The following is an 18582-nucleotide window of genomic DNA, read 5'->3' as shown; positions in this document are numbered from 1 at the left end:
CTTCGACGAAAGGGCAGCGGAAACGCTGCCCTTTTTGCTTTTGTCCGGGCCATTCCTGATGCATGTTGAGGACCTGTCCAACATTCTTCCGCGGTTCCCACATGCCCGTCATTCGTGATTTTTCCCCTGCCGATATCGACACCATAACCGCCATCTATACCGACGCCGTTCTGACCGGCGCGGGTTCCTACGAGATCGAACCGCCGACGCTGGACGCCATGCGGCAGCGCTTTCGCGATTTTGTCGAACAGGGATTTCCGATCCTCGTCGCCGAGGAGGAGGGCAGGGTTCTGGGCTATGCCTATGCGAGCTATTTCCGGGCCAGGCCCGCTTACCGCTGGCTGGCGGAGGATTCGATCTATATCGCGCCCGAGGCCAAGGGAAAGGGCATCGGCAAGCTTTTGCTGCGCGAGCTTATCGAGCGGGTGACGGCGCTGGGCTTCCGTCAATTGCTGGCGGTGATCGGTGACGGCGAACAGAATATCGGTTCGGTCAGGCTGCACGAAAGCCTTGGCTTCGCGCATTGCGGACGCATCGAGGGGTCGGGTTTCAAGCACGGACGCTGGCTCGATACGGTGCTGATGCAGCTCCCGCTCAACGGCGGACGCTCCATGGAGCCGGGTACGCCGCCGCTTACGCTCCCCTCATCCTGAGGAGCCGTTGAAAACGGCGTCTCGAAGGGTCAGCTTTCGACCAGTTTCAGGCTCTTGTCGAACACGCGCAGCACGCGCTCCAGTTCATGGCCGCGCTTCATGATCAGGCCGCTTGCGGCAATCACCGAATAGGCGCCCTGTTTCTGCGCGAGTTTCGGGTTCTTCTCGATGCGGAACAGCGGCACCTCGCTTGCGCGACGGAAAACGGAGAATACGGCGCGGTCGCCAAGATGATCGATGGCATAGTCGCGCCACGCGCCGGAGGCGACCATGCGGCCATAAATATTGAGGATCTTGCCGAGTTCATGCCGGTTGAAGCTGACGGGAGCCGGTTTCGCGCGGTCGAGGGGGATGACCTTTGGCGAAGCGGACGAGGGAGAAGGGGATGGCAAATCTTCATTCGCTGCGCTTGAAGTATCCATGTCCTTCCTTTCGGCTTCGGATCGGAATGCGCGCCGGCGCATTCGGAAAAGTTGCGAAGACCGGTTCCGGGCGTTCGTCCCTGTCGTCAGCACCGTTGTCGACCATGTATCGGCATGGCGAAGCGGCGAACTGAACCGGCACATGACAACAGGGTGATGCTTTTGTGAAACAAATTCAAGAGCAGCCGGGTGAGCGCCTTTCACTTCTGCGCGAAAACCTGGATAACTGCCTCCCAATAAGTTGGATATTAGCAATTCACGAAAAGAGAATGTATGTTCTCAATGGTGATTGCCTGCCACATTTTCGCCTTGTCAGCTTCGCATTCCAGCCTGATTATGGCTTCAGCATCTACATGTTGCCTGAGACGGTTCGGTTCGGGTATGTCCGACCCCAAGCCCCCCGCCCAAAGGACTGCCCGAACCGAACCAACCTCCGCCGGCAGCGCTGGTGATTGAGCAGCGCCCCCCATCCAGACTTCTGCCCAAGCCGTGCTGGAGCGCGTCCCGAAAAGTCAGAGTCCAATCGGTTTTTTCTGTTTGAACATGCCCGCGCCATGCATGGGGCCGAGCGAATTGTCGTCACGCGTTTCCTGAAGCACCACCGCGCAACCCGAAACATCCTTGCGTTTCAGTTCGGAGGCCGGAAGCTCGATCCTGAGCGGCCTGCCGTCCCACATGCCAATCGTATCGATGTCGTTCACCGTGTTGCGATAGGTGACGGCTTTACCGGCATTCTCACCATCGGTGATCGGTATGGTCACGGAATCGCGGAAATAGAACAGGACGACATGCACCGGCGCCTTGGGCTTCTCGCCCGCGCCGATCTCGACCGACAGACGTCCGTCGTCCAGTTGCGTGATGGAAACCGGCACGTTGAGCTTGTTGGCCGCGATCTGCGAGCGGATCGCGGCATCGTCGCGCCCGTTCACTTCCGCCATGCCGTTGATCACTGCCTGCGGCGTATAGATCATCTTGGCCTTGAACGAATTGCGATAGGCGTTCTGCCGGTCGGTATTGTCCTGGGTGGCCAGCGTATCGCGCCACCCCAGATAATCCCAGTAATTGACGTGGAAAGACAGGGCGAGCACGTTGGGATCGTCGGCAAGGCCGGCCAGATTCCTGTCGGCCTTGGGGCAGGACTTGCAGCCCTGGCTGGTATAAAGTTCCAGCACGGTGGTCTTCTGGCCGGTGTCCTGCGCCCTCGCCAGTCCCTGCATGGAGACACAGCCGGTGAAGGCCAGCCCCAGAACAGCGCAGACATTCCGCCAGCCGGGCAAATGCTCGCCTGTAAGCCACGGACCTGTCCCGCAAAATGGGGCCTGCAAAATCACTTCGTTTCATCCCGCAATAATTGTCGCTGACATCTATTATGTATGGAGTTCTATAATCAATGGGAATTCACGTTGCAGTGAGAGCCTGTTCCAAAAGTCGTCCTGTGTGGCTGCAAATGGCAATTTGTCTGCGTTCCGGTGCTCATGTACCCAAAAGTACACTCCGCTCCGGTACTCGAAAATCACCATTTTCGCACACACATGACGCTTTTTTATTCAGGCTCCCATCCTCGTGTCCGATGCAGAACAAAAAAGCCGCCGGATTGCTCCGGCGGCTTTCATTTTGACCTTACGACCGATTAGGCGGCCAGATCGCGCAGAACGGTTTGCAGGATGCCGCCGTTCTTCATGTAGTCGAGCTCGTCCAGCGTATCGATACGGCAGATGAGCGGCACCTTCTTCACCGAACCATCGGCAAAAGTGACCGAAGCTTCGACCTTCTGGCGCGGACGCACATCGGCCAGACCTTCGATGGAGACCACTTCGTCGCCCTTGAGACCCAGCGTCTGCCAGCTCGTGCCTTCCTCGAAGACGAAAGGCACAATGCCCATGCCGACGAGGTTGGAGCGGTGGATACGCTCGAAGGACTGTGCGATCACGGCCTTGACGCCGAGCAGGTTGGTGCCCTTGGCAGCCCAGTCGCGCGACGAACCGTTGCCGTATTCGACGCCCGCGAAGACGACCAGCGGCACGCTTTCGGCCTTGTATTCCATGGCCGCGTCGTAGATCGACATTTCTTCCTTCGACGGATAGTGGATGGTGTAGCCGCCTTCGCGTCCGTTTTCGCCCAGCATGTGGTTGCGGATACGGATGTTTGCGAAAGTGCCGCGCATCATCACTTCATGGTTGCCGCGACGCGTACCGTACTGGTTGAAGTCGGCAATGCCGACGCCATGGTCGATGAGGTACTTGCCAGCCGGCGACTGTGCCTTGATGGAACCGGCGGGCGAGATGTGGTCGGTGGTGATCTTGTCGCCGAAGAGGCCCAGAATGCGGGCACCCTTGACGTCGCCGATCGTGCCGGCCGACTTGCCCATGCCGACGAAGTAAGGCGGGTTCTGCACATAGGTCGAATCGTCGTCCCATGCATAGGTCTGACCGGCGGGAACCTGAACGGCCTGCCAGTTGGCGTCGCCCTTGAACACGTCGGCATATTTTTCCGAGAAAATCTTGCGCGTCACGTTCTTGGCGATGAAGTCCTGGATTTCCTGGGCGGAAGGCCAGATGTCGCGGAGGTACACCGGATTGCCGTTCTGGTCTTCGCCGAGCGGTTCCTTGGTGAGATCCTTGGTGACGGTGCCAGCAAGCGCGTGGGCAACGACCAGCGGCGGCGAGGCAAGATAGTTTGCCTGCACATCCGGCGAAACGCGGCCTTCGAAGTTACGGTTGCCGGACAGAACGGCAGCCGCGATCAGGCCCTTTTCGTTGATCGTCTTGGAAATAGGTGCCGGAAGCGGGCCGGAATTGCCGATGCAGGTCGTGCAGCCGAAGCCGACGAGGTTGAAGCCGAGCGCATCGAGATCCTTCTGGAGGCCAGCGGATTCAAGATAGGCGGCAACAACCTGAGAGCCGGGAGCAAGCGAGGTCTTGACCCATGGCTTGGTCTTCAGGCCCTTGGCAACGGCGTTGCGAGCCAGAAGGCCAGCTGCAATCAGCACGCTCGGGTTCGAGGTGTTGGTGCAGGACGTGATGGCGGCAATCGCCACATCGCCATGGCCCAGATCGTAATCTTCGCCTTCGACGGCGTAGCGTGCGGTCTGGCCGGTGGTCTTCTTGTACTCGTTTTCGAGCGAGGTCGCGAAACCGGATGCGATGTCTTCCAGCGCGATGCGGCCTTCCGGGCGCTTCGGACCGGCCATCGACGGAACGACGTCGCCCATGTCAAGCTCGAGCACATCGGTGAAGACCGGATCGGCGGCGCCCTTGTCACGCCACATGCCCTGCGCGCGGCAGTAAGCTTCGACCAGTTCGAGGCGATGTTCGTCGCGGCCCGTGGTATTCATGTAGTTGAGGGTTTCGCGGTCGACCGGGAAGAAGCCGCAGGTCGCGCCATATTCCGGGCCCATATTGGCGATGGTTGCGCGGTCGGCGAGCGTCATGTTTTCGAGACCTTCGCCGAAGAATTCGACGAACTTGCCGACAACGCCCTTCTTGCGCAGCATCTGCGTGACGGTGAGAACGAGGTCGGTCGCGGTCACGCCTTCCTTGATCTTGCCGGTCAGGCGGAATCCGATGACTTCCGGCAGAAGCATGGAAACCGGCTGGCCGAGCATGGCCGCTTCAGCTTCAATGCCGCCAACGCCCCAGCCCAGAACGCCAAGGCCGTTGACCATGGTGGTGTGGCTGTCGGTGCCGACGCAGGTGTCGGGGTAAGCGACGGTTGCGCCGTCTTCTTCCTTGGTCCAGACGGCCTGCGCCAGATATTCGAGGTTCACCTGATGGCAGATACCGGTGCCGGGCGGAACGACGCGGAAGTTCTTGAATGCCTGCTGGCCCCACTTCAGGAAGCGGTAGCGTTCGCCGTTGCGCTGGTATTCGAGGTCCACATTGGCCTTGAAGGCGCTCGGATTGCCGAATTCGTCAACGATGACCGAGTGGTCGATCACGAGATCGACGGGAACCAGCGGATTGATCTTTTCCGGGTCGCCGCCGAGTGCCTTGAGGCCGTCGCGCATGGCTGCCAGATCGACAACGGCGGGAACGCCGGTGAAGTCCTGCATCAGCACGCGGGCCGGGCGATAGGCGATTTCAGCGCCCGCGCTGCCGCGGTCGTTGAGCCATTTGGCAACGGCTTCGATGTCCGACTTCTTGACGGAGCGGTCGTCCTCGAAGCGGAGCAGGTTTTCCAGAAGAACCTTCATGGAGAATGGAAGCTTGGAAACGCCTTCGAGGCCGTTCTTTTCGGCTTCGGTCAGGCTGTAATAGACATAATCCTTGCCCCCTACGGTGAGGGTTTTGCGGCATTTAAAGCTGTCGATGTGCGACACTGCATCCGTCCTTATGCTGTCGGCCGAAAACCGCGAGACGAACGCCTAAGTGTCTGTTCCAAAAGCCGCTATGCCGGTCTGCAAATGGTAATTTCCTGCGCTCCGGTGCTCATGTACTCAGAAGTACACTCCGCTCCGGTACTCAGATCAATCATCATTTTCGCCGCGGCCTGCCGCTTTTTGATTCAGACACTGAGCTCACGTTTCAAGGACGTGGCTCAAAGGTGCGGGTGCAGTCATTTCCGCTGTCCGTCCCGATGCCTGCATCCCTGAAGGTTACATTCACGGGTAACAGGTTGAGATCGGCCAAAAATGGTTTCCACGCCGACCGCTGGCATGGTAGCTCTCATATAGAGAGTTTTCTAAAACGATTCCAGACAGAATATTGTGAATCGGACTGATTGCGGCGAAATGTTGCGATGCTTTCGCATGGCCCGTTACTGAAGGTTCCGGAGCGGGCCGGGGGAGAAAATATGCGGCTTGAGGCCGAAAATCTGGCGGGTGAACGGGGGGGCGATACGATTTTCGCCGATCTGTCCTTTGGCCTCGGCAGCGGTGAAGCGCTGGTGGTGACGGGGCCGAACGGCTCCGGCAAATCCACCCTGCTTCGAATCATCTGCGGCCTTTTGCAACCGGAAGCGGGCCGGGTCGCGCTGCATGACGGGGACGCTTCGCTGCCGGTCCGCGCAGCCTGCCATTATCTCGGCCATCAAAACGCGATGAAGCCGGTCCTGAGCGTGCGCGAGAATCTCCTGTTCTGGCAGAATTTCAACGGAGCGGCAGCGCTCGATATCGACGAGGCGCTGGAAGCGGTCGATCTGCCGGGCGTGGAGCATCTGCCTTTCGGCTATCTTTCGACCGGGCAGAAGCGCCGTGTTTCCATTGCAAAGCTGTTGGTCAGCCATCGCCCGCTCTGGATCGTGGACGAGCCGACCGCCGGTCTCGACAAGGCTTCCGAAGCCCGTTTCGCAGAACTCATGCGGGGCCATATGCGCGAGGGTGGGCTGATCGTGGCGGCGACGCATATTCCTCTCGGTCTTGAAGGCGTCAAGACGCTGGATATGTCGGCACATGCGCTTGAGGTTGCCTGATGCTGGCGCTGTTCTTACGCGATTTGCGCCTCAGTTTCCGCGCCGGCGGCGGCGCGCTGATCGGCATATTGTTCTTTCTCGCTGTCATTTCCGTAATGCCCTTTGGCGTCGGCCCCGATCTGAAACTTCTGGCGCGGATCGGCCCGGCCATGTTGTGGATCGGCGCATTGCTCGCGACGCTGCTCGGTCTTGACCGGCTGTTTCAGGCCGACCGGGAGGATGGTTCGCTCGATCTCTTGCTGATCGGTGCGGACAGGCACATGCTGGCCTTCACGGTTTTCATCAAATGCGTCGCCCATTGGGTGGCAAGCGTGCTGCCGCTGGTGGTCGCATCGCCGATGCTCGGCCTGTTCATGAATATGGATGCGCAGGCCATTGGCGCGACATCGCTGACGCTGCTGGTCGGTACGCCGGCCATTGCCTTTATCGGCGCGGTCGGGGCGGCTCTGGCCGTTGCCCTGCCGCGCGGCGGATTGCTCGTGTCGGTGATCGTGCTGCCGCTCACCATTCCGGTGCTCATTTTCGGCGTATCGGCTTCGCACGGGGCGACGGCAGACAATGCGCCCTTTCTGGCCCCATTTCTTATTTTGGCGGCATTGACCCTGTTTTTTGCCGTATTGGGACCGTTGGCCGCCAGCGCTGCACTGAAAAGCTCGGCAGATTGACGCATATGATCGCGGTCGATTGCACCGGACATGAGGGATGATACATATAGACCCATGAATAGAGTGACCTCGAAAACAGCAGGCTGGCTCGATCTGGCCAATCCCACGCGCTTCCTTGCGCTTGCGGGCAGGATTCTGCCATGGCTGGCCGGGCTTTCCGTCCTGTTTCTGGTTGCAGGTCTTGTCATGGTTTTTGGGTCGCCGGACGATTACCAGCAGGGGCTGACCGTGCGTATCATGTATATCCATGTGCCTTTCGCATGGCTTTCCATGATGTGCTATTCGATCATGGCGGTTTCGGCGCTGGGCACGCTGGTCTGGCGGCACCCGCTGGCCGATGTCTCGATCCGCGCTGCCGCGCCGCTTGGCGCCGTTTTTACCGCGCTGGCGCTCGCCACCGGCTCGCTCTGGGGCAAGCCGATGTGGGGCACATGGTGGGTGTGGGATGCGCGGCTTACCTCGGTTTTCGTGCTGTTCCTGATGTATCTCGGCATTCTCGCGCTTTCGCGCGCCATGGATGATCCGGCCAGAAGCGCCAAGCCGGTGGCCGTGCTGACGCTGGTCGGTTTCGTCAATATTCCGATCATCAAGTTCTCGGTCGACTGGTGGAACACGCTGCATCAGCCGGCCTCGGTCTTCCGCATGGGCGGGCCGACCATCGACGCTTCCATGCTGCGTCCGCTCTTCGTGATGGCTATCGGCTTCACGCTTCTGTTCTTTACGCTGCATATGATGGCGATGCGCAATGAAATCTGGCGCAGGCGCGTGGCTTCGATGAAAAAGCTCGCCGCGCGCAACGCTGACCGCAACCGCGCCAAGCAGGCGAAGGAGGGCGCTCTATGAGCAACCATCTCGGTTTCGTTCTCGCTTCCTACGGCATCACCATTGCGGTTCTGGCCGTCGCTATCGGCTGGATATTGATCGATCAGCGTATCCAGAAAAGCGAACTGAAGCGGCTTGAGGCACAAGGCGTGCGCCGCCGCTCGGCAAAACCGTCCGGGTCCCTGCAATGAGTGAACATCAGGCCGCGCCAAAGAAACGCGCAACATGGGTCGCATTGCTGCCGCTGGCGATTTTTGTCGCGCTTGCTGCGGTTTTCGCCGTGCAGCTTCTGTCTGGCCGCGACGTTTCCACGATACCTTCGGCGCTGATCGGCAAGCAGGCTCCCGAAACCGTTTTGCCACCCGTTGAAGGGCTGGTGCGCGATGGCGCACCCGTTCCCGGCCTTAACAGCGCTGACTTTAAGGGCAAGCTGACGCTGGTCAATGTCTGGGGATCGTGGTGCGTTCCCTGCCGTCAGGAGCATCCGCTTTTGATGGAAATCGCCAAGGACGAGCGCATTCGCCTGGTCGGTCTCAATTACAAGGACAAGCCGGAAAATGCCCGCCGCTTTCTCGGCGAGCTTGGCAATCCCTTTGCCGCTGTCGGCGCCGACCGAGCCGGACGCTCAGCCATCGAATGGGGCGTCTACGGCGTGCCGGAAACCTTCCTCGTCGATCAGACCGGCAAGATCGTCTACAAGCATGTCGGCCCGTTTACCGCACAATCGGTGCGTGACGATCTGATGCCTGCAGTAGCGAAAGCGCTTCAGAAATAAATCGACCTTAAAATGAAAAAGCCCCGCATGTGCGGGACTTTTGCTTTTCTTCCGAAATCAATCCGGCAGTTTTCTGACCGCGCCCTTGGCGGCGCTGGTCGCCATCGAGGCATAGGCCTTCAGCGCGGTGGAAACCTTGCGCTTGCGTTCCTCGACTGGCTTCCAGCCGGTTGCGTCCTGCTCGGCGCGGCGTTCGGCCAGCGTTGCATCGTCCACGGCGAGGTGGATCTTGCGGTTCGGGATGTCGATGTCGATGATATCGCCTTCGCGCACCAGACCGATCGTGCCGCCTTCGGCTGCTTCCGGCGAGACGTGACCGATGGAAAGGCCGGAAGAACCGCCAGAGAAGCGACCATCGGTGATCAGCGCGCAGGCCTTGCCCAGCCCCTTCGACTTCAGATAGCTGGTCGGATAGAGCATTTCCTGCATGCCGGGGCCGCCGCGCGGGCCTTCATAGCGGATCAGCACGATGTCGCCAGCCTTGATCTTGCCGTTCAAAATGCCGAGCACGGCAGAATCCTGGCTTTCAAAGATGCGCGCCGGGCCGGAGAACTTTAGAATCGAATCGTCCACGCCCGCCGTTTTCACGATGCAGCCGTCTTCGGCCAGATTGCCGTAAAGCACCGCCAGACCACCATCTTGGCTGAATGCGTGTTCCTTCGAGCGGATGACGCCCTTTTCGCGGTCGGTATCGACGCTGTCAAAGCGGCGATCCTGGCTGAAGGCTTCCTGCGTCGGCACGCCGCCGGGGGCAGCGCTGTAGAACTTGTGCACCATGTCGCTGGTCGTGCGTGTCACGTCCCAATGGTCGAGCGCCTTGCCCAGCGTTTCACTGTGAATGGTCGGAATATCGGTGGTCAGCAGGCCTGCTTTGTCCAATTGGCCCAGAATGCCCATGATGCCGCCCGCATGGTGCACATCTTCCATGTGAACCGTGCTCACCGCAGGCGCGACCTTGCACAGCACCGGCACGCGGCGCGACAGGCGGTCGATATCGGCCATGGTGAAATCGATCTCCGCCTCCTGCGCCGCGGCGAGCAGGTGCAGGACCGTATTGGTCGAGCCGCCCATGGCGATGTCGAGTGTCATGGCGTTTTCAAAGGCCGCAAAGGTAGCAATCGAGCGCGGCAGCACGCTTTCATCGTCCTGTTCGTAATAGCGGCGCGCCAGATCGACAGCCAGATGACCGGCTTCGACAAACAGGCGCTTGCGGTCGGCATGCGTTGCAAGCGTCGAGCCATTGCCGGGCAGCGACAGGCCGAGCGCCTCGGTGAGGCAGTTCATCGAATTGGCCGTGAACATGCCCGAGCACGAACCGCAGGTCGGGCAGGCGGAACGCTCGATGGCCTTGACCTGGTCGTCGCTGTAATGATCGTCGGCGGCGGCGACCATCGCATCCACGAGGTCGAGTTTTTTGACCTCATCGTCCCAGACGACCTTGCCCGCTTCCATCGGTCCGCCGGAAACGAAGACGACCGGGATATTCAGGCGCAGCGACGCCATCAACATGCCCGGCGTGATCTTGTCGCAATTGGAAATGCACACCATCGCATCGGCGCAATGGGCATTGACCATATATTCGACCGAGTCGGCGATCAGTTCGCGCGACGGCAGCGAATAGAGCATTCCGTCGTGGCCCATGGCGATGCCGTCATCGACCGCAATCGTGTTGAATTCCTTGGCGACGCCGCCAGCGCGTTCGATCTCGCGCGCGACAAGCTGGCCAAGGTCTTTCAGATGCACATGGCCCGGCACGAACTGCGTGAACGAGTTCACCACGGCGATAATGGGCTTGCCGAAATCCTCATCCTTCATGCCGGTGGCGCGCCATAGGCCGCGCGCGCCAGCCATATTGCGGCCGTGGGTGGTAGTACGCGAACGATAAGGAGGCATTTTCAAACCTTTTAGGAACTATTCTGGTCTCGTGACGGTATGGCAGAACCGCTGTGCCGGGCAAAGCGCAAATTGCCCCATCTTGTCCCATATTACCCCATATAACCGGGGGGGAGCGAGGCCGTTTGCAGGTTGCGGACAACGGAAAAGGTTCCGGCGTGCGACAGCTTTCGCAGGCACAGACAAGCCAACCTAGCATGTCGCCGTTATAATGCAAAAGATTTCGCACTTCAAACGTAATGAAATTGCTTCGCGTCAGGATGAAGCGGCGGCCATGGCGGCGTCGAGCAGGGCGTTCGCCGTTTTCATCCGCTGTTCCGCAGCCGCACGGAATTCCTGCGGCAGGCGATCGGGGTGGTTTTCTGCGGCAAAGCGGCGGCGCAAGCGCTGAATTTCAGCGCGCTTCAGGCCCGGCCTGAGGGCAAGTTCACCGCCAATCGCGTCCGGCGACTGGTTCTGCATCCGCCGGGTTATGGCCTGTCGTTCTGCTTCGGCTTCCGGCAGCGTCGCCCCGGCGGCGGCAGGCTCGACATCGAACAGGGCCTCGAGATTTTCGGTGTGGCGCGGCGCGTCCGGCGCATCGCCGAGACCGGCGGAAAAGACGGCGGAAGCCAGGCCGAATTGCGGGCGGTGGATCTCTTCCGTACGGCCGGCATCGGCTTCGACCTCATTCAGCACGCTGGCAAAATCGGGAAACTTCGGCCGCATCGACTGTCAGCTCATTTGCGGCGAAAGCGCGGAAACGAGCGTACGCGTCAGCACGGATGGCGGGATCGGCTTCAGGAATACCGGCATTCCCGGATAGCGGGCGGCCAGATGGGCGGGCAGTTCGCCGCCGGCATGGATGACCACGAAGACATTGCGGCTCTTCAGCCTGTCCAGCACCGCTTCCACATCGCCATCAGCAAGGTTCACGTCCAGAATGGCGGCGTCGACGTCATTGCAGTTGATGAGATCGATTGCCTGCCGCACGGTGCCGACGGGACCGAGGACGGTCCCGTTCGCGTCCTCAACAGTCGCGGCGACGTCCAGCGCGACGAAAATCTCGTCTTCGACCACCAATACACGCCGCTGTTCAAGATCGTTCATCACTTGTCTCGCTGCCTCCCTTTCGGAGGTAAGCCCCTCACGCAACAAATGCGCGAGTGCAAGCACAGGTTCCCTTTGACGGGATGATAATCCCGTAATGGTGAATCAAGTCTTTACCGGCTCCGATACCGGGCCGATACACAGCAGCGAAACAAGGCTGGTTTCAAAACGCCGTGAAGGTCAGCGTGGTCAGCGAGCGGATGATATTGGGAATGTCGAGCACGTTCTCATTGATGAACTTGCCGATATCCTGATCTTCGGCGATGTAGATCTTGGCCAGAAGGTCGAATTCGCCGCTGGTGGAATAAAGTTCCGAGACGATCTCGCGCTGAAAGAGCGTATCGGCAACCTCATAGGTTTTGCCGGGGGTGCACTGCAGTTGCAGGAATACGGGCTTCATCTCTCTTCCTTTCGCGGCGGGACTGCCATTGGCGTCCATTTTGCAACGGACCGCAACAATTCCGAAAATCGTTTCACATTTTTCGGGATGCGCTCTGACAGGCTAGAAACACGGACGGCCCGATGAAATCAAGTGGGAAAGCGCTGACGCGAAGCGGCACGGACACGCAGGGCGCGAGTGACACGTGGTTGTTTCATAAGCGGAATACACTTTACTCAATTGTAATTTTCTCTAGAGAAGGCGATAAGGTTTCTCCCACAAATTGTGATTTGCACCCGGTTTACATGAAATTCGTACTGCCTGTCGTTTTGCTGCTTTTTTCCTTTGCCTTCTTCGCGGCATGGTTGTCGGATCGCGGCCGCCAGTTCCTGCTGTCCTGCGGTGCATGTTTTCTGCTCATCGGCATCGCATTGCTGATCCAGCTTGGCGATCTGCCATCGGAGGACAGGCTCAATACAGTGCTTTCGGCGGCGTTCTATATCGGCGGCACGCTCGCCGGCGGCCATGGCGTGCTGCTGCGCAGCGATCTGCGCCTTTCCGCCGGGTTTTATATTCTGAGCTTCGCCGTGATCGTCGGCGGCGTCGCATATTTCTGCTATGTCGAGTCCAGGCTTCTGGAGCGGGTCTACGTGCTGAACCTGGGCATGGCGGCGCTGATTCTGTTCTTCGCATGGCGGGTGCGTTCTCTCTTGAAGGGTGCGCTGGTGGACAAGCTGCTTCTGGCCATGCTCGTTCTGGTGGCGCTGCAATTCGTCCCGCGGACGCTTCTGACGGCGCGCTCGCTGCTCGGCGAACTGGGCGCCGACAATTTCGCCATGACGGTTTTCTGGCAATGGACGGTGTTCTCGACCGCGGTGGCGGCCGTCATCACGGGTTTCGTGCTGCTGGCGGCGGCAGGTTACGACCGGATCGACGAACTGGTGCACGAACGCGACAGCGACCCCCTGACCGGGCTTCTCAATCGGCGCGGTCTGGAGGAGCGCTATGGGGCGCTTTCGCAGACGAAAAAGGGACGATCCGGCTGGATCGCGGTCTGCGATATCGATTATTTCAAGGCCCTGAACGATGCCTATGGTCATGCGGCGGGCGACATGGTTCTCAGGGAATTTGCCGGTATCGTCCGCAAAACCATTGGCGAACACCCTTTGATCGCCCGCACCGGCGGCGAGGAATTCGTGATCTTTGTCGAAGACATGCACCCGGACAATGTTTTCCAGCTTCTGGAACGGGTGCGGACGAGCATCGGGACGCATCGCTTTGTGCGCCTGTCGAAGGATGCGAGCGTTACCTGCAGCCTGGGCTGCGCGCGCCTGAACGAAGGCGGCGATCTCTGGCAGGTGGTCGACCGGGCCGACAAGATTCTCTATGCCGCCAAGAAGGAAGGCCGCAACCGCACCTATGTCGAAGGGTTGAACACAACCGGCTCGGATAGTTGATCGGGCAAAATTTGGGGACGGCGCTTTTTAACGCTGGTCTTCGGTCACTTTCCGGTGATGATCGGTACAGCGTGAAAAATCGCGATTAATATCGCGATCCGAAATGCGATTGCCTCAGGGGTGCCCGAAAGTCCAATGAAATTCATATCCGTATCGTTGCTCGCGTCCGCTATTGTCAGCCTTGTCACAATAGTGACGGGGGTCTCTCCGTCTTTTGCGATGAATGCCTCTGAAAAGGCCCAGCTCGAAAGGCTCGACCTCGCAACCCGGCTGGAACAGCGCTGCGACGTGGAAGCCATGGAGCGCATCAGCCGGGAACAGAAGAAATATTCGGTCGACAAGGTTCTGGCCTACGCCTTCTCCGATCCGGTGACCAGAAAGAATTCCATCAAGGCCGACGGCGCGGCATTCCGCAGCCGCGAGCATTGGTACAGGCTTTCCTTCGTCTGCAAGACAGACGAGGAACATATCAATATCGTGTCCTTCCGCTACAATATCGGCGCTGAAGTGCCCCGGAACCAGTGGGACAGGCATTATCTCGTTCCCTGATCCTGCCAGGTACTGAAGGGCAGGCACTGAAGGGCAGGCAAGCGCGAAAAAAACTCGCGACGGCCGATTTCATTGCAACCGAAACAGGTTTCGTCCGTTGTTCGTCTGCCGGTCGTCAGACTGGCGGAGGCCCGGATGAAACTTGCCCCCCGCAACCCCACTCCGGGCCTCACCCGTTTGGGTATATGGCTGAATTTATTGGGGTTGTTTCCGTGGGCTCATTCAATCGGATCGGAACGTGCTTCGGATATTCGGTCCCGGCCTGCTCTGTCGGGCGGGCGGAAAAATCATTTCCGGATTATCGCCTATGGTGAGCAGATTTTTCGAAATCGTTTCGATTGGCGACCGGCTTGTGGCATCCTGACGTCGGCAAGCTCTGATATTGTCATTGGCCAGTGAAACATGGAGGCGGTCATGAAGATATCGAGATTTTCGCTTACCCTCGCGGCTTTCATCGCAGCGGCTTCGCTGGCTGGAACCGTTCAGGCAAGCCATGCGGATCAGACGCTTCTGAATGTATCATACGATCCGACGCGTGAGCTCTACAAGGATTACAACGCGGCTTTCGCTGCACACTGGAAGGCGGAAACGGGCGAAAACGTCACCATCCGCGTCTCTCATGGCGGATCGGGCAAGCAGGCCCGTTCGGTGATCGACGGCATCAGGGCCGATGTGGTCACGCTGGCGCTCGAAAGCGATATCGACGCCATCGCCGGGCTTTCAGGCAAGATCTCCAAGGACTGGCGCAAGCGCCTGCCCAACAATTCCTCGCCCTATACGTCCACCATCGTCTTCCTCGTGCGCAAGGGCAACCCGAAGGGCATCAGGGACTGGGGCGATCTGGTGAAGGACGGCGTGGAGGTCATTACGCCGAACCCGAAGACCTCCGGCGGCGCGCGCTGGAACTATCTCGCCGCATGGGCCTGGGCCTACAGGCAGTATGACGGCGACGAGGGGAAGATAAAGGATTACATCGCCCAACTGTTCCGCCATGTGCCCGTGCTCGACACCGGCGCACGCGGTGCAACCACCACTTTCGTGCAGCGCCAGCTTGGCGACGTGCTTCTGGCGTGGGAAAACGAAGCCTATCTCTCGGTCGCGGAATTCGGCGATGATGCATTCGACATCGTCGTCCCGCCACAATCCATTCTGGCCGAACCGCCGGTCGCCGTGGTGGACAGGAATGCCGGGGAAAACGGCACCACTAGGCTTGCGCAGGCCTATCTGGAATATCTCTATTCGCCGGAGGGGCAGGCGCTTGCCGCCAGGCATTTCTATCGCCCGTCGAAGCCCGAAATCATCCCGGCCGACAAGCAGCGCAAGTTTCCCGACTTGACGCTGGTGACAATCGATGATCCGATTTTCGGCGGATGGGCCAAGGCTCAGCCCTATCATTTCGGTGATGGGGGAACCTTCGACCAGATCTACAAGCCCGGCAAATAAAAGAGGGAATCGGTCAAGCCATGTCTTCGTTCCCTGCACGGGCCAGAGCAGGGGCGCACTTCAGAAAGCCGAGCGTCATTCCCGGTTTCGGGCTGACCTTCGGCTTTAGTGTTGCCTATCTGACCCTTCTCATTCTCATTCCGCTGGCCGCGCTGGTGCTGCGCTCCACCGAGGTGGGTTTTACCGGCTTCTGGCGGCTCGTCACCGACGAGCGCACGCTCAAGGCGCTCGAAACCAGCTTCGGGACCGCCTTTGCCGCCGCGCTCGTCAATGTCGTCTTCGGCGTCATTCTGGCCTGGGTTCTGGTGCGCTATCGTTTTCCGGGCCGTCGGTTTGTCGATGCGATCGTCGATATTCCCTTCGCGCTGCCGACGGCGGTGGCCGGTATCGCGCTTGCCGCGATCTATGCGCCGAATGGCTGGATCGGCAGCCTGCTGCAACCTTTCGGCATCCGAGTCGCCTTTTCGCGCACGGGCATCGTTATTGCCCTGATCTTCGTCGGCCTGCCTTTCGTGGTGCGTACGGTGCAGCCGATCATGGCGGAAATCAGCCGTGAGGTGGAGGAAGTGGCCGCCACGCTCGGCGCATCGCGTTTCCAGACCGTCTGGCGCGTCCTGTTGCCAAGCCTGCAACCTGCCATCCTGACCGGCTTCGCGCTGGCCTTCGCGCGCGGTGTCGGCGAATATGGTTCGGTCATCTTCATTGCGGGCAATACGCCCTATGTCTCGGAAATCGCGCCGCTTCTGATCGTCATCAAGCTGGAGGAATATGATTATGCCGGCGCGACCGCGCTCGCGGTGGTGATGCTGGCCCTTTCTTTTGCGATGTTGTTTTTCATCAATCTCATCCAGGCGTGGACACGGAGGAGATACGGCCATGGCGAATGAAGCCGTGCATTCCGCCTTTCGCGGCAGCCGAAGCGCTGTCACCGAAAGCCCGGCCGTGCGCATCTTGCTGATCGCGCTTGCGCTCGCTTTTCTGGCGCTGTTCCTCATCCTGCCGGTGATCGCGGTTTTCGTGGAAGCCTTCCGCAAGGGGGCGGGCGAATATCTGGCGGCGCTGGTCGAGCCGGATGCCTGGGCCGCGATCAGGCTGACATTGACGGTTGCCGTCGTCGCCGTACCGCTCAATCTCTTTTTCGGTATCGCGGCCGCATGGGCCATCGCCAAATTCGAATTCCGGGGCAAGGCGCTGCTGACGACCCTGATCGATCTGCCTTTTTCCGTGTCGCCGGTGATTTCCGGTCTTGTTTTCGTGCTGCTTTTCTCCAGTCACAGCCTGCTCGGGCCGTGGCTGTCGCGGCACGGGATCGAAATATTGTTCGCCGTGCCGGGCATCGTGCTGGCAACGGTATTCGTGACGTTTCCCTTTGTTGCGCGCGAACTGATCCCGCTGATGCAGGAACAGGGAACGGGCGATGAGGAGGCGGCAATCTCGCTTGGCGCCAATGGCTGGCAGACCTTTCGCTACGTGACGCTGCCCAACATCAAATGGGGGCTTCTCTATGGCGTATTGCTCTGCAATGCGCGCGCCATGGGCGAATTCGGCGCCGTTTCCGTTGTCTCTGGACACATTCGCGGTCTCACCAATACGATGCCGCTGCATGTGGAAATTCTCTATAATGAATATAACTTCGTCGCTGCATTCGCGGTGGCGTCGCTGCTGGCCTTTCTGGCGCTCCTGACACTGGCCCTCAAGGCCGTGCTTGAACTGCGCTATGGCGATGAACTGGCCGGTAGCGGAAATGGACACTGAAAGCCGTAATACCAAAGCTCGATGAATGGAACTCATCGAGCTTTGCTGCGGCAGATGAAAGGAATGGGAATGGAAGTTCGTGTTGCCGGTGTGCGTAAGGAGTTCGCTCGCTTTCCGGCCTTGCATAACGTGTCGCTGGATATACGCTCCGGCGAATTGATCGCATTGCTCGGACCTTCCGGCTCCGGCAAGACCACGCTTTTGCGCCTGATCGCCGGGCTGGAAACCCCGACCGAAGGCACGATTTTCTTCGGTGACGAAGATGCCTCGCAGAAAAGCGTTCAGGAGCGCAATGTCGGCTTCGTGTTCCAGCATTATGCGCTGTTCCGCCATATGACGGTGGCCGACAATATCGGCTTCGGCCTCAAGGTGCGTCCCGGCGCGACACGCCCGCCCGCCGACAAGATTCGCGGCCGCGCTCTGGAACTGCTCGATCTGGTGCAGTTGCAGGGGCTGGAAAAGCGCTATCCGGCCCAGCTTTCGGGTGGCCAGCGCCAGCGTGTCGCGCTTGCCCGCGCCATGGCCATCGAGCCGAAGGTCCTGCTTCTCGACGAGCCTTTCGGCGCGCTCGATGCGCTTGTGCGCAAGGAACTGCGCCGCTGGCTGCGCGAAATCCACGACAAGACCGGTCATACGACGGTATTCGTGACGCACGATCAGGACGAGGCGCTGGAACTGGCCGACCGCGTGGTGGTGATGAGCCAGGGCCGTATCGAGCAGATCGGTACGCCGGACGAGGTCTATGACGACCCGAATTCGCCTTTCGTCTACGGCTTCATCGGCGAATCCAGCACCCTGCCGGTGCGGGTGGAAAATGGCGAGATCTGGCTTGTTGACCGCAAGATCGGCCTGACGGTCGATGATATGGCCGACGGTGACGCGCAGCTTTTCTTCCGCCCGCACGATGTGGAATTGCTCGACGGTTGCGGCGGCTGCATTGCCGGAACCGTGGTGGCAAGCCGCCGCTCCGGCGGCAAGCGGCGTGTCGAACTGGAGGTCGGCGGCGCGCGCACGCGCATCGAGATCGAAATTCCAGCCGAACATCCGGCGGCGGAAAAAAGCCGCATCGCTTTCCGCCCGCGCTACTGGAAGCTCTTTCCGGCTGGCTGACGTCATTGGAGCGAAAAACGATGGGGAGCGAAAAACGATCGGGAGCGAAAGGCGGTGCCGGTCGTTCCCTGGCCGGCACCCAGGGAATTTTCCGCACCGGGCGGGGCTTTGTGCGCCGCGCCGGAATTTTCAGGCACGTTGTGCGCGGTAGTATTATTTAT

General features: G+C 59.8%; 20 protein-coding genes. 13 read left to right on the top strand and 7 right to left on the bottom strand.

Going from position 1 to position 18582, the window contains the following annotated elements:
• Window positions 1-101 precede the first annotated feature (101 nt).
• Window positions 102-653 carry a GNAT family N-acetyltransferase gene (locus FHS76_RS00545; RefSeq protein WP_183646526.1) on the top strand — a complete coding sequence of 184 codons (552 nt, stop codon included), beginning with the start codon at window positions 102-104 and terminating at the stop codon, window positions 651-653.
• Window positions 654-682: 29 nt separating this feature from the next.
• Here FHS76_RS00545 and FHS76_RS00540 read toward each other — a convergent pair whose 3' ends face one another.
• The 3 genes from FHS76_RS00540 to acnA form a co-directional block, all read right to left on the bottom strand.
• Window positions 683-1075, bottom strand: a complete 393-nt coding sequence (locus FHS76_RS00540; RefSeq protein WP_183646523.1) for a DUF2794 domain-containing protein — start codon at window positions 1073-1075, stop codon at window positions 683-685.
• Between the two features lie 512 nt (window positions 1076-1587).
• The gene (locus FHS76_RS00535; RefSeq protein WP_183647440.1) at window positions 1588-2322 is read right to left on the bottom strand and encodes a DUF1223 domain-containing protein; all 735 of its coding nucleotides are present in this window, start codon (window positions 2320-2322) and stop codon (window positions 1588-1590) included.
• A 383-nt stretch (window positions 2323-2705) separates the two neighbouring features.
• Window positions 2706-5393: an aconitate hydratase AcnA gene (gene acnA / locus FHS76_RS00530; RefSeq protein WP_183646521.1), complete on the bottom strand. Its 2688-nt coding sequence runs from the start codon at window positions 5391-5393 to the stop codon at window positions 2706-2708.
• Between the two features lie 473 nt (window positions 5394-5866).
• Here acnA and ccmA point away from each other — a divergent pair, with 473 nt between their 5' ends.
• The 5 genes from ccmA to FHS76_RS00505 are packed head-to-tail and all read left to right on the top strand — an operon-like array spanning window position 5867 to window position 8746.
• On the top strand, window positions 5867-6484 hold the full coding sequence (gene ccmA, locus FHS76_RS00525; RefSeq protein ID WP_183646516.1) for a heme ABC exporter ATP-binding protein CcmA: 618 nt from the start codon (window positions 5867-5869) through the stop codon (window positions 6482-6484).
• Complete coding sequence (gene ccmB, locus FHS76_RS00520; RefSeq protein ID WP_183646513.1) at window positions 6484-7149, top strand: heme exporter protein CcmB; 666 nt, start codon at window positions 6484-6486, stop codon at window positions 7147-7149. Before ccmA ends, ccmB begins: the two co-directional genes overlap by 1 nt.
• 54 nt (window positions 7150-7203) lie before the next feature.
• Window positions 7204-7992 (top strand): heme ABC transporter permease, encoded by a 789-nt coding sequence (locus tag FHS76_RS00515; protein WP_183646510.1) that lies wholly within the window; start codon window positions 7204-7206, stop codon window positions 7990-7992.
• Window positions 7989-8162: a heme exporter protein CcmD gene (ccmD, locus tag FHS76_RS00510; RefSeq protein ID WP_183646507.1), complete on the top strand. Its 174-nt coding sequence runs from the start codon at window positions 7989-7991 to the stop codon at window positions 8160-8162. The genes FHS76_RS00515 and ccmD overlap by 4 nt, the downstream gene beginning before the upstream one ends.
• Window positions 8159-8746, top strand: coding sequence for a DsbE family thiol:disulfide interchange protein (locus FHS76_RS00505; RefSeq protein WP_183646504.1), 588 nt, complete (start codon window positions 8159-8161; stop codon window positions 8744-8746). Before ccmD ends, FHS76_RS00505 begins: the two co-directional genes overlap by 4 nt.
• 57 nt (window positions 8747-8803) lie before the next feature.
• On the opposite strand, the gene ilvD is transcribed toward FHS76_RS00505, so the two are convergent.
• The 4 genes from ilvD to FHS76_RS00485 all read right to left on the bottom strand — a co-directional run bounded on the left by ilvD (window position 8804) and on the right by FHS76_RS00485 (window position 12128).
• A complete protein-coding gene (gene ilvD / locus FHS76_RS00500) occupies window positions 8804-10639 on the bottom strand; it encodes a dihydroxy-acid dehydratase (protein ID WP_183646501.1) in 1836 nt (611 codons plus the stop codon).
• A gap of 255 nt (window positions 10640-10894) precedes the next feature.
• Entirely contained in the window at window positions 10895-11347 is a 453-nt protein-coding gene (locus tag FHS76_RS00495; protein WP_183646498.1) for a molecular chaperone DnaJ, read from the bottom strand.
• Window positions 11348-11353: 6 nt separating this feature from the next.
• Window positions 11354-11728: a response regulator gene (locus tag FHS76_RS00490; RefSeq protein WP_183646495.1), complete on the bottom strand. Its 375-nt coding sequence runs from the start codon at window positions 11726-11728 to the stop codon at window positions 11354-11356.
• Window positions 11729-11891: 163 nt separating this feature from the next.
• Window positions 11892-12128, bottom strand: coding sequence for an Lrp/AsnC ligand binding domain-containing protein (locus tag FHS76_RS00485; RefSeq protein ID WP_183646492.1), 237 nt, complete (start codon window positions 12126-12128; stop codon window positions 11892-11894).
• Between the two features lie 284 nt (window positions 12129-12412).
• Between FHS76_RS00485 and FHS76_RS00480 the strand changes: the two genes are divergently transcribed.
• The 7 genes from FHS76_RS00480 (at window position 12413) to FHS76_RS00450 (ending at window position 18421) form a co-directional block, all read left to right on the top strand.
• Window positions 12413-13564, top strand: a complete 1152-nt coding sequence (locus FHS76_RS00480; RefSeq protein ID WP_183646489.1) for a GGDEF domain-containing protein — start codon at window positions 12413-12415, stop codon at window positions 13562-13564.
• A 219-nt stretch (window positions 13565-13783) separates the two neighbouring features.
• Window positions 13784-14113, top strand: a complete 330-nt coding sequence (locus FHS76_RS00475; protein WP_235992531.1) for a DUF930 domain-containing protein — start codon at window positions 13784-13786, stop codon at window positions 14111-14113.
• Window positions 14114-14248: 135 nt separating this feature from the next.
• Window positions 14249-14512, top strand: coding sequence for a hypothetical protein (locus FHS76_RS00470; RefSeq protein WP_183646483.1), 264 nt, complete (start codon window positions 14249-14251; stop codon window positions 14510-14512).
• A 15-nt stretch (window positions 14513-14527) separates the two neighbouring features.
• Window positions 14528-15556, top strand: a complete 1029-nt coding sequence (locus tag FHS76_RS00465) for a sulfate ABC transporter substrate-binding protein (protein ID WP_183646480.1) — start codon at window positions 14528-14530, stop codon at window positions 15554-15556.
• A 20-nt stretch (window positions 15557-15576) separates the two neighbouring features.
• Entirely contained in the window at window positions 15577-16443 is an 867-nt protein-coding gene (gene cysT, locus FHS76_RS00460; protein ID WP_183646477.1) for a sulfate ABC transporter permease subunit CysT, read from the top strand.
• Entirely contained in the window at window positions 16433-17311 is an 879-nt protein-coding gene (gene cysW / locus FHS76_RS00455; RefSeq protein ID WP_183646474.1) for a sulfate ABC transporter permease subunit CysW, read from the top strand. Before cysT ends, cysW begins: the two co-directional genes overlap by 11 nt.
• 69 nt (window positions 17312-17380) lie before the next feature.
• The gene (locus FHS76_RS00450; protein ID WP_183646471.1) at window positions 17381-18421 is read left to right on the top strand and encodes a sulfate/molybdate ABC transporter ATP-binding protein; all 1041 of its coding nucleotides are present in this window, start codon (window positions 17381-17383) and stop codon (window positions 18419-18421) included.
• The last annotated feature ends 161 nt before the right edge of the window (window positions 18422-18582 follow it).

The sequence above is a fragment of the Brucella daejeonensis genome, from assembly GCF_014199265.1.
Taxonomy (GTDB): Bacteria; Pseudomonadota; Alphaproteobacteria; order Rhizobiales; family Rhizobiaceae; genus Brucella; species Brucella daejeonensis.
Note: the sequence above shows the minus strand (reverse complement) of the source record. Positions and strands in the feature narration are given on the sequence as shown.

Coding starts and splice junctions, on each gene's coding strand:
- FHS76_RS00545 (WP_183646526.1), top strand. CDS start 102: ATGCCCGTCATTCGTGATTTTTCCCCTGCCGATATCGACACCATAACC.
- FHS76_RS00540 (WP_183646523.1), bottom strand. CDS start 1,075: ATGGATACTTCAAGCGCAGCGAATGAAGATTTGCCATCCCCTTCTCCC.
- ccmA (WP_183646516.1), top strand. CDS start 5,867: ATGCGGCTTGAGGCCGAAAATCTGGCGGGTGAACGGGGGGGCGATACG.
- ccmB (WP_183646513.1), top strand. CDS start 6,484: ATGCTGGCGCTGTTCTTACGCGATTTGCGCCTCAGTTTCCGCGCCGGC.
- FHS76_RS00515 (WP_183646510.1), top strand. CDS start 7,204: ATGAATAGAGTGACCTCGAAAACAGCAGGCTGGCTCGATCTGGCCAAT.
- ccmD (WP_183646507.1), top strand. CDS start 7,989: ATGAGCAACCATCTCGGTTTCGTTCTCGCTTCCTACGGCATCACCATT.
- FHS76_RS00505 (WP_183646504.1), top strand. CDS start 8,159: ATGAGTGAACATCAGGCCGCGCCAAAGAAACGCGCAACATGGGTCGCA.
- ilvD (WP_183646501.1), bottom strand. CDS start 10,639: ATGCCTCCTTATCGTTCGCGTACTACCACCCACGGCCGCAATATGGCT.
- FHS76_RS00495 (WP_183646498.1), bottom strand. CDS start 11,347: ATGCGGCCGAAGTTTCCCGATTTTGCCAGCGTGCTGAATGAGGTCGAA.
- FHS76_RS00490 (WP_183646495.1), bottom strand. CDS start 11,728: ATGAACGATCTTGAACAGCGGCGTGTATTGGTGGTCGAAGACGAGATT.
- FHS76_RS00485 (WP_183646492.1), bottom strand. CDS start 12,128: ATGAAGCCCGTATTCCTGCAACTGCAGTGCACCCCCGGCAAAACCTAT.
- FHS76_RS00480 (WP_183646489.1), top strand. CDS start 12,413: ATGAAATTCGTACTGCCTGTCGTTTTGCTGCTTTTTTCCTTTGCCTTC.
- FHS76_RS00475 (WP_235992531.1), top strand. CDS start 13,784: ATGAATGCCTCTGAAAAGGCCCAGCTCGAAAGGCTCGACCTCGCAACC.
- FHS76_RS00470 (WP_183646483.1), top strand. CDS start 14,249: ATGAAACTTGCCCCCCGCAACCCCACTCCGGGCCTCACCCGTTTGGGT.
- FHS76_RS00465 (WP_183646480.1), top strand. CDS start 14,528: ATGAAGATATCGAGATTTTCGCTTACCCTCGCGGCTTTCATCGCAGCG.
- cysT (WP_183646477.1), top strand. CDS start 15,577: ATGTCTTCGTTCCCTGCACGGGCCAGAGCAGGGGCGCACTTCAGAAAG.
- cysW (WP_183646474.1), top strand. CDS start 16,433: ATGGCGAATGAAGCCGTGCATTCCGCCTTTCGCGGCAGCCGAAGCGCT.
- FHS76_RS00450 (WP_183646471.1), top strand. CDS start 17,381: ATGGAAGTTCGTGTTGCCGGTGTGCGTAAGGAGTTCGCTCGCTTTCCG.